Origin of the sequence: Acuticoccus sediminis (assembly GCF_003258595.1) — a bacterium.
Taxonomy (GTDB): domain Bacteria; phylum Pseudomonadota; class Alphaproteobacteria; order Rhizobiales; family Amorphaceae; genus Acuticoccus; species Acuticoccus sediminis.
Genome location: NZ_QHHQ01000028.1, coordinates 1 through 7,317, shown reverse-complemented (window position 1 = coordinate 7,317; position 7,317 = coordinate 1). Strand labels below are relative to the sequence as shown.

Below are 7,317 nucleotides of genomic sequence, written 5' to 3'. Positions count from 1 at the left end.
CGCCATGTAGATACGTTGCTACATGGTTGCAGGCAATGCCGGTCGCAACGTCAAACGGCCCTGCTCGCCTTGTAGCCTCGCCTCCGTTTCTGGCGCGCGAGCTCGTGAAGCGCGTCGAGCGCCGTGCCGGCATGCTGATAGTGGTCGTGCCGTCGTCGCCCCGAGCGACCGATGCGCCCCCATTCGCGGACCAGCACCCAATCGCCGAAGAGCGTGGGCTGCACCGAGAGGGCGTAGAAGCGCCATTTGTTGTGGGCGGGATCGATGCACGTCAAGTGCAAGTCGGTGGGGAAAAGGTCGAACTGCATCAGGCCGGCGCCCCTGCGCCAACGGGCCGCTGGAGCCTCGATATGGTCGAGGCGGAGGCACCCATGTCGCGTGCGATCTCGCGGCAGCTCCCACCGGCCGCCAGCCGATCGAGCGCCTTTTTCCACTGATGTTCGCTGAGCTCCGGCTTCGGTCCGAACCTGACCCCACGCTCCCGAGCCACCGACCGCCCGTCAGCGACGCGCTGGACAATCCGGGTTCGCTCATCTTCGGCTAACGCCGAAAGGAAGGCGAGGAAGCCACGCCCGATCGGCGTCGTGAGATCGAGGTGGGGCTTGTCCAGCACCTTGACGGCTGCACCGCGCTCGGCAATGCGCTGCATAATGTTGATGCCGTCCAACATCTAGCGTGTCGCCCGGTCCCATTCGGCGACGATGAGGATATCACCGGTACCGAGCGCGTCGATGGCGCGCTCGAGCTGAGGTCGGTTCTTCACCGCCTTTCCGGACGCCTTCTCCCGGAAGATCGTATCGCCGCAGGCGGACCGGAGTGCTTCGATCCGGCGATCGAGGTTCTGGGTCGACGTCGAGACTCTGGCGTATCCGAGCAGCATCCTTCACAGGATGCCGAGACGGCAAAAAACCTGCAACGAGAATACGCAACATATCCCAAGCGCAGAAAACCTCGCCATTCGTGGGCGTTACATAAGTCATGAAGTCAGACGCTTCACGACTTATGATGATGTCCCATCACGCCGAAGCCGGCCAGATTCATCCAGCCTTGGTGATGCGGGGAGGCCACCAGGTTCCATCCAATACGGATGGCGGCGTCTCGTTCGGCCAGTAGAGGCGGAACATGGGAATGAAACCGCCGTCTGGCGCAGGCAGCCAGTTCGACTCTTTCTCCGGCCCCGGATTCTCCTTCTGGAGGTAGAGGTCGATCGAGCCGTCGGCGTTGGTCTGGAGGTCGTTGCGCTCGCTCAGGGTGTAGCGATTGAGTGCGTTCGGCACGAAGAAGTAGCCGGTGTCATACATGGTGAGCGACCAGAAGCCCTCGGCGGGAGGCAGGTCGTCCTTTGAGGCGAAGCGGATGACATAGTCGTGCTTCGAGGCGTCAAGCGGCTCGCCGTCCGCGTCGGCCAGGCCGATCGGATAGACCGCGTCCTTGGGCGCGTTCGCCGGGATGCCAAAGGCCGAGAGCCAGGCGCGGGCCATGTAGTCGGTGCCGTAGTGGCCGATCTTCAGGTTGACCAGCCAGCCCTGGTTCACCGTGCCGGACTGCGCGGTATAGGCCTCGATCTTATCCCACGCCGCCTTCGGCGCCGCCTCGATCGCGGCGGCAACGTCGGGCTCGAACTTTGAAAGGTCGAAGTCGGCGCCGGGCGCAATGCCGATCTCCACCATCCGCGCAACGATGGACGCGTCCTCGGGCGCCGGCGGGTTGTCGACCATCAGGTTATTCATCCACTGAAAGTAGCCTTCGGCGTCGAGCGCGTTGACGCTGTCGCGCACCGAGCGCTTCATGTCGACGCTAGGGTCGATCTTGCCTGGCGGCGGCGTGTACTCCCTGCCCCAGGCGCGTAGCGGATAGAGCCTGTACTGGTCCTGCAGCGCCCAGACCTCCTTGTAGTCCTCCGGCGTGCCGGTCGAGTAGGTCCGCCCGAGGATCCAGATCGTCGAGGTCGGGACCTTCACCTCCTTGACGCCCTCGGGCAGCGTGCCGCTCCATCCCGGACCGGTGATCGCATAGGTCTGCGCTTCCTGGCCCGTGGTGCGCGAACCGGGATCGAACACCACCGGCACCCAGGCGTCGTAGAACTCCCAGACGTAGTAGCGGTCGCCCATGTCGGGCCAGCTTACGATCCACGGCTCCTTCGAAACGTCGATGAAGGTGCTGGAATAGAGTGTGTCGGCGTTCGGCGCGGTGACGTCGCGAAAGGCCGCCGTCGGATACTCCCGCAGGTTCGCGAACTGCCCCATCGGGGCCCGCGTCGTCTCGGGCTTCTCGACGTTGGTGATGACCTTGCGCGACATCTCCACCGAGATCAGCGAATAGCCGAAGACGTAGGCGTCCTCGGCGATGGACTTCGCCTCTTCGGCGGTCAGGGCATGCGCGGCACCGCCGGTGAAAAGGCTTGCCGCCAGCAGAAGACCAGAAACGATGTTCTTCATGAGCGTCTCCAGAAAACTGGGCTTGACGCATGGGCAAACCCATTGGGAGTCTCCGTCCGGCAAGACTATCTTGCCGGATACGTGCTCCCGCTGCGGCTAGGATATTTGGTCGTGTCTCGACCCGCCATTCATTTTGCGCCAAAGCCGCAGCGGCTGGCGCACTTCGTAGGCGCTGGCGCGTTGACGGTGCTCTCGATCACGGCGCTGGCAGGGGTTCCCGGGTTTGTTCGGAACGCCTTTGGCGAGAAGGTGCTGCGCCATGCCAACCGTGCCGCGATGCTCGACATCGAGGCGATCGAAGACCGCGACTGCTTCATTCCACACGCAACGATGACGAGTTTCCTGGTGGAGGTGGAGAGACGCGCGGGAGAACCGACACTTGGCCTCATGCTGGCACCGCACCTGTCTCTGGATGGCTACGGCTGTTGGGGCGAGTACATCTTCGGCGGCGAGACCCTAAAGGCAGCCATCGACCGCGGCATGAAGGCGATCGGTTATCAAAGCCGGGGCGATCGAACGGCTTTGAGTGTCGAAGGCGGACTCGCCCGATTCTGCTACTTCAGTGCAGCACGTGGTCGTGATGGCTATGGTCATGTGGCGGTGGGTGCGATCGGCGTCATGCTCAGCCTTTGCCGCGCCTATCTCTCACCGGCATGGCGGCCCTTGCAAATTGACCTCGATATCCCGCTTCCGACGCGCCCAGCCGCCTACGAGGACGCATTCCAATGCCCCGTCAGATTCGACGCGCCGGTCGCCGCCGTCTGGTTCGAAGCACACCTGCTGAGAGCCCCGCGCCGGGGTCATCAGATCCGTCGCCTGCTCACCGTCGAGGATGTGGCGCGCGCCCGGCTTGAGCCGGCGAGCCGCGAGGATCTCATCGGGGTCGTTTCAGCGCATATATGGGCGCAGGTTCTGACGGGCAGTGTGTCGATCGACAGTACCGCCCGCGCGCTCGATACGAGTGTCCGGTCGCTGCAGAGAACCCTGCATCAGCACGGCACTGACTTTCGCAAACTGTCCAACATCATCCGCGCCAAACGTGCCCGCGAGCTCATTGTCGGGACCAACGCATCGATCACAGAGATCGCCGCCGAGCTCGGGTACACAGCACCGGCTAATTTCGCGCGTGCCTTCCGCAAAGACGCAGGAACGAACCCGGGCGATTTCAGGCGGGCCATGCGGATCTCCCCGAGGCATTAGGCCGAGCCGACGTGAGGCAAACGTAATCCGGTCACAATTCAGGACTTACGCGACGCGATAAAGCGACAAATACCCGCTTGACTTAGAGCGCACTCTAACCGGTAGCTCCCTGTGCGTCGTGACAAAAGAAGGCAATCGTGAGAATTGGTGAACTGTCGAAGCGTTCGGGATTTTCGGCCCACACCATCCGCTACTACGAGCGGATCGGGCTGCTTCCCCATGCCGATAGGGACCAATCGGGCCAACGTGACTACGACGCATCAATCCTGATCTGGATCGAATTTCTCGACCGTCTCAAAACGACCGGGATGCCTATCCAGGAAATGCTGCAATACGCGGCCTTGCGGGAGCGCGGCGTCGGCACGGAAGCGGAGCGTAGCGCGTTGCTCGAACAGCACCGCGAGCGTGTTCGCGCGCATCTGACCGAACTGCAAGCCTGCCTTCTCGTCCTCGACACCAAGATTGCCGGATATGCCGGCAACGAAAAGAGGATGAAGGACTATGACGCATCAATCCCCGAACGTCGGCGAAAGCCGGCTGGAACGCGGCAAGCGGGCGCTCGCTGAAATTGACGGCGAGGCCGGCCACAATGTCGTGGCCGCCCTGGCAGGCATTGCCCCCGACTTTGCGAACAACCTGTTCGAGTTCCCGTTTGGCGACATCTACAGCCGCCCCGGCCTAGACTTGCGCGCCCGCGAGATCGCGACCATCGCGGCACTGACGGCGATGGGGACGGCGACCCCGCAATTGAAGGTCCATATCGAAGCGGGTCTGAATGTCGGGGTACGCAAGGAAGAAGTCATCGAGATCATCATGCAGATGGCGGTCTATGCCGGCTTTCCTGCGGCGCTCAACGGGCTGTTCGCGGCCAAGGAAGTGTTCGCAACACGCTTCCCAGTTCAGCAGGGGCAATCGGCATGATGAATGCGCTCCGCTCCTCGATTGCCGCCGGTGCACTGGCTCTCGCCGTCGTTCCGGCTTCCCCGATCATTGGGCCGACTGCCGCAGTCGCGAACCCGGCGACACCAGAAAAGCTATGGGACGGCTTCAGTTCGCCGGTCGGCATGGCGTTCGACGCTACGGGTAATCTGTTTGTGGCCGAATGGGGGGCGGGTCGTGTCTCGCGCATCGACCCTGCCGGGAAGCGCACCACTTTCGCGGACGGACTTTCCGGTCCTTCCGGCCTGACCATAGGCCCAAATGGCACGATCTACGTCGCATCCTATTCCCGTGATGAAGTCTATCGCTTCACCCCGACCGGCGAGCGCCGCGTGCATGTGACCGGCCTGGCGACACCCGCTGGATTGAGCTTCGATAGATCCGGCCGGCTGCTTGTTGCCAATCGCCGGACCAACCAGATTCTCTCTGTGTCCCGGAGCGGCAGCCTGGAACCCGTCATCGGCGGTCTGAGAACGCCGGTCGGGGCGGTGCAGACACCGGACAACGGCTATGTCGTCTCCAACATCGGCGGCGGTGTCACGATCCTGCGCCCGGACGGCACTCGCATCGAGGTCGGCGAGGAATTCGGCACGCCCGGTCCCGGCGTGGCGATGACGAAGGACGGCCGTGTGTTCGTGGTCGATTATGGCGGAACGACCGTGCGGGAAATCCTGCCAGATGGCCAGTCCCGTGCTGTTGCAGAGGGATTGCGCAGCCCGGTCGGCTTGGTTGTCGCACCCGACGGTGCCTCGTTGCTCACTGCCACGTGGCGCGATGGAACAATCTACCGGATCCCGATTCCAAATTAGGAGAGCAACTGTCGCGAAATTCCCAAGACCTCCGACAGCACCACGCATTCTCCTGAATGTCGTAAAAGACTCGCTGCAGACGCAGCGTATACATCTCGATAACTATCGATAATCACGAAATTGTCGGCAGCTTACGAGAATTTATGCAACACGCCGAGACGCGAGCCATCATGGGCTTCGGCGTATTGCATATTCTCGTGGCGACTTTCCGGGTGATTTTCGATTGATTCCAACGTCGGGGTCCGCTCCGCTTGAACCTCATCGGCATTGGATCTACATTTGTAGCCGTATATCCAAAGGGGGGGCCATCGTGCAGATCGCGAAGTGGGGCAATTCATTGGCGGTGCGCCTGCCGGCGGAGCTGGTCCGAGACCTCGGCCTGAAGGAGGGAGACCAAATCGACCTTGTTCCCGGGGCAGGGGGACTGAGTGTCGTTCGTCAGCCTCGAGTGGAAGAGGTACTCGAGGGACTGCGCCGCTTTCGTGGGCGTCTTCCGGCAGAGGACCGCCTGAGCCGCGACGCGGTCCATGAACGGTGAGTTTCTCGACACCAATATCATCCTCTATCTGCTTGATGGTGGTCCGAAGGCCGACGCGGCCGAGGCCCTCCTTGCACAGCGGCCGCGCATCAGTGTCCAGGTTCTGAACGAGGCACTGGTGAACTGCCGTCGCAAGGGAGGCATGAGCTGGGGCGAAGCCCACGAGTTCCTATCCGGCGTCCGGAGCCTTTGCTCCGTCGAACCCCTGACCCTCAGGACTCACGAGATCGGCTGCGCCGTAGCCGAACGCTACACACTTGCGGTCTACGACTCGATGATCGTTGCCGCTGCGCTAATCGCTGGCTGCACGACTCTCTATTCCGAGGACATGCACCCGGGGCTTCTGGTCGAAGGCCAGCTACGGTTGGTAAACCCGTTCGTCTGAGATCGAATGGAGTTGAAGGGGTGGTGCGCACGGATAGCGTTGCCGCCGGCATCCTTGCCCCGGTTCAAGCGAACCGCCACCTGATAGACCGTCCAAACCGAACCCTTGTGCTGAACTTTAATCTAGCATATGTCATTGGCATATGCATGGAGATGTGCCGTGATCGATGAGCGCCGTGTCAGCCTATTTCGGAACGGGCGCAATCAGGCTGTGCGGATTCCGAAGGACATGGCTCTGCCCGGGACCGAAGCCATCCTGCGCAAGGATGGCGATCGGCTTATTCTGGAGCCGGCACGACCGGATTCGCTCTTGGCGCTTCTGGCCACGTTGGAACCCATCGACGAGACCTTCCCCGAGATCGAAGATCCGCTGCCGGAAGCTGTTGACGTGTGACGCTGGCCTGGCTTCTGGATACCAACGTTCTGTCGGATCTGATCCGCAGACCACAGGGCATCGTCGCCCAGCGTCTTGCCGAGGTGGGAGAGAAGCGCGTCGCGACCAGCATTATCGTGGCTGCGGAGCTGCGCTACGGCGCCGCGAAAAAGGGCTCGGACCGGCTCACCCGGCAGGTCGAGGTGATCCTCGCCGCCCTACCCGTTCTCGCGCTGGAAGCGCCGGTCGATGCGACCTATGCCTCAATCCGGGCCGAGCTCGAACACTGCGGCACACCAATCGGCGGCAACGATCTCCTCATCGCCGCCCATACGATGGCCCTCAACCTGACGCTCGTCACGGCCAACGTGGGCGAGTTCGCCCGCGTGCCGGGGCTGCGCGTGGAGAACTGGCTGTAGCATTCGGCAGTCGTGTCGAACGCGGAAAAGTCGGACCAATCGCCGTTAGGACGGGACCATTTCTGCTGCGCGACTGGCTACAGTGAGCGGGCTCGGGAGAGAATGGCGCCTTCTGTCAATCGGAGCGCTGTTGATACTGCTGGAGTGCACCCCATTTCGCCGGACAAGCGGCGGTTGGATTTAGGCACTGAGCCTGATGAACTCGCGCGGCGAGCGG

10 protein-coding genes and 1 pseudogene are annotated in these 7,317 nt (G+C 62.4%); 8 read left to right on the top strand and 3 right to left on the bottom strand.

Annotation, left to right across the window (positions count from 1 at the left end; all coding sequences use genetic code 11):
• Window positions 1-50 precede the first annotated feature (50 nt).
• The 3 genes and pseudogenes from DLJ53_RS34410 to DLJ53_RS34400 all read right to left on the bottom strand — a co-directional run bounded on the left by DLJ53_RS34410 (window position 51) and on the right by DLJ53_RS34400 (window position 2,438).
• The gene (locus DLJ53_RS34410) at window positions 51-308 is read right to left on the bottom strand and encodes a WGR domain-containing protein (RefSeq protein ID WP_111352820.1); all 258 of its coding nucleotides are present in this window, start codon (window positions 306-308) and stop codon (window positions 51-53) included.
• Window positions 308-880 (bottom strand): annotated as a pseudogene (locus DLJ53_RS36310) (recombinase family protein). The gene DLJ53_RS34410 and the pseudogene DLJ53_RS36310 overlap by 1 nt, the downstream one beginning before the upstream one ends.
• 157 nt (window positions 881-1,037) lie before the next feature.
• The gene (locus tag DLJ53_RS34400; protein WP_111352819.1) at window positions 1,038-2,438 is read right to left on the bottom strand and encodes a DUF1254 domain-containing protein; all 1,401 of its coding nucleotides are present in this window, start codon (window positions 2,436-2,438) and stop codon (window positions 1,038-1,040) included.
• Window positions 2,439-2,549: 111 nt separating this feature from the next.
• On the opposite strand from DLJ53_RS34400, the gene DLJ53_RS34395 reads away from it, so the two are divergent.
• The 8 genes from DLJ53_RS34395 to DLJ53_RS34360 all read left to right on the top strand — a co-directional run bounded on the left by DLJ53_RS34395 (window position 2,550) and on the right by DLJ53_RS34360 (window position 7,100).
• Window positions 2,550-3,638, top strand: a complete 1,089-nt coding sequence (locus DLJ53_RS34395) for an AraC family transcriptional regulator (protein WP_162409843.1) — start codon at window positions 2,550-2,552, stop codon at window positions 3,636-3,638.
• A 137-nt stretch (window positions 3,639-3,775) separates the two neighbouring features.
• Window positions 3,776-4,204, top strand: a complete 429-nt coding sequence (locus DLJ53_RS34390; protein WP_111352818.1) for a MerR family transcriptional regulator — start codon at window positions 3,776-3,778, stop codon at window positions 4,202-4,204.
• Window positions 4,140-4,559, top strand: a complete 420-nt coding sequence (locus DLJ53_RS34385) for a carboxymuconolactone decarboxylase family protein (protein WP_111352817.1) — start codon at window positions 4,140-4,142, stop codon at window positions 4,557-4,559. The genes DLJ53_RS34390 and DLJ53_RS34385 overlap by 65 nt, the downstream gene beginning before the upstream one ends.
• Entirely contained in the window at window positions 4,556-5,386 is an 831-nt protein-coding gene (locus tag DLJ53_RS35025; RefSeq protein WP_146620201.1) for an NHL repeat-containing protein, read from the top strand. The genes DLJ53_RS34385 and DLJ53_RS35025 overlap by 4 nt, the downstream gene beginning before the upstream one ends.
• 310 nt (window positions 5,387-5,696) lie before the next feature.
• On the top strand, window positions 5,697-5,924 hold the full coding sequence (locus DLJ53_RS34375) for an AbrB/MazE/SpoVT family DNA-binding domain-containing protein (RefSeq protein WP_111352815.1): 228 nt from the start codon (window positions 5,697-5,699) through the stop codon (window positions 5,922-5,924).
• Window positions 5,914-6,309, top strand: a complete 396-nt coding sequence (locus DLJ53_RS34370) for a PIN domain-containing protein (protein ID WP_111352814.1) — start codon at window positions 5,914-5,916, stop codon at window positions 6,307-6,309. The genes DLJ53_RS34375 and DLJ53_RS34370 overlap by 11 nt, the downstream gene beginning before the upstream one ends.
• Window positions 6,310-6,468: 159 nt before the next feature.
• Window positions 6,469-6,702, top strand: a complete 234-nt coding sequence (locus DLJ53_RS34365; RefSeq protein WP_111352813.1) for an antitoxin — start codon at window positions 6,469-6,471, stop codon at window positions 6,700-6,702.
• Window positions 6,703-6,704: 2 nt separating this feature from the next.
• Entirely contained in the window at window positions 6,705-7,100 is a 396-nt protein-coding gene (locus tag DLJ53_RS34360) for a type II toxin-antitoxin system VapC family toxin (RefSeq protein WP_425320984.1), read from the top strand.
• The last annotated feature ends 217 nt before the right edge of the window (window positions 7,101-7,317 follow it).

Bases quoted from the DNA above. Each gene is read 5' to 3' on its own strand.
- DLJ53_RS34410 (WP_111352820.1), bottom strand. From the start codon at position 308: ATGCAGTTCGACCTTTTCCCCACCGACTTGCACTTGACGTGCATCGAT.
- DLJ53_RS34400 (WP_111352819.1), bottom strand. From the start codon at position 2,438: ATGAAGAACATCGTTTCTGGTCTTCTGCTGGCGGCAAGCCTTTTCACC.
- DLJ53_RS34385 (WP_111352817.1), top strand. From the start codon at position 4,140: ATGACGCATCAATCCCCGAACGTCGGCGAAAGCCGGCTGGAACGCGGC.
- DLJ53_RS35025 (WP_146620201.1), top strand. From the start codon at position 4,556: ATGATGAATGCGCTCCGCTCCTCGATTGCCGCCGGTGCACTGGCTCTC.
- DLJ53_RS34370 (WP_111352814.1), top strand. From the start codon at position 5,914: ATGAACGGTGAGTTTCTCGACACCAATATCATCCTCTATCTGCTTGAT.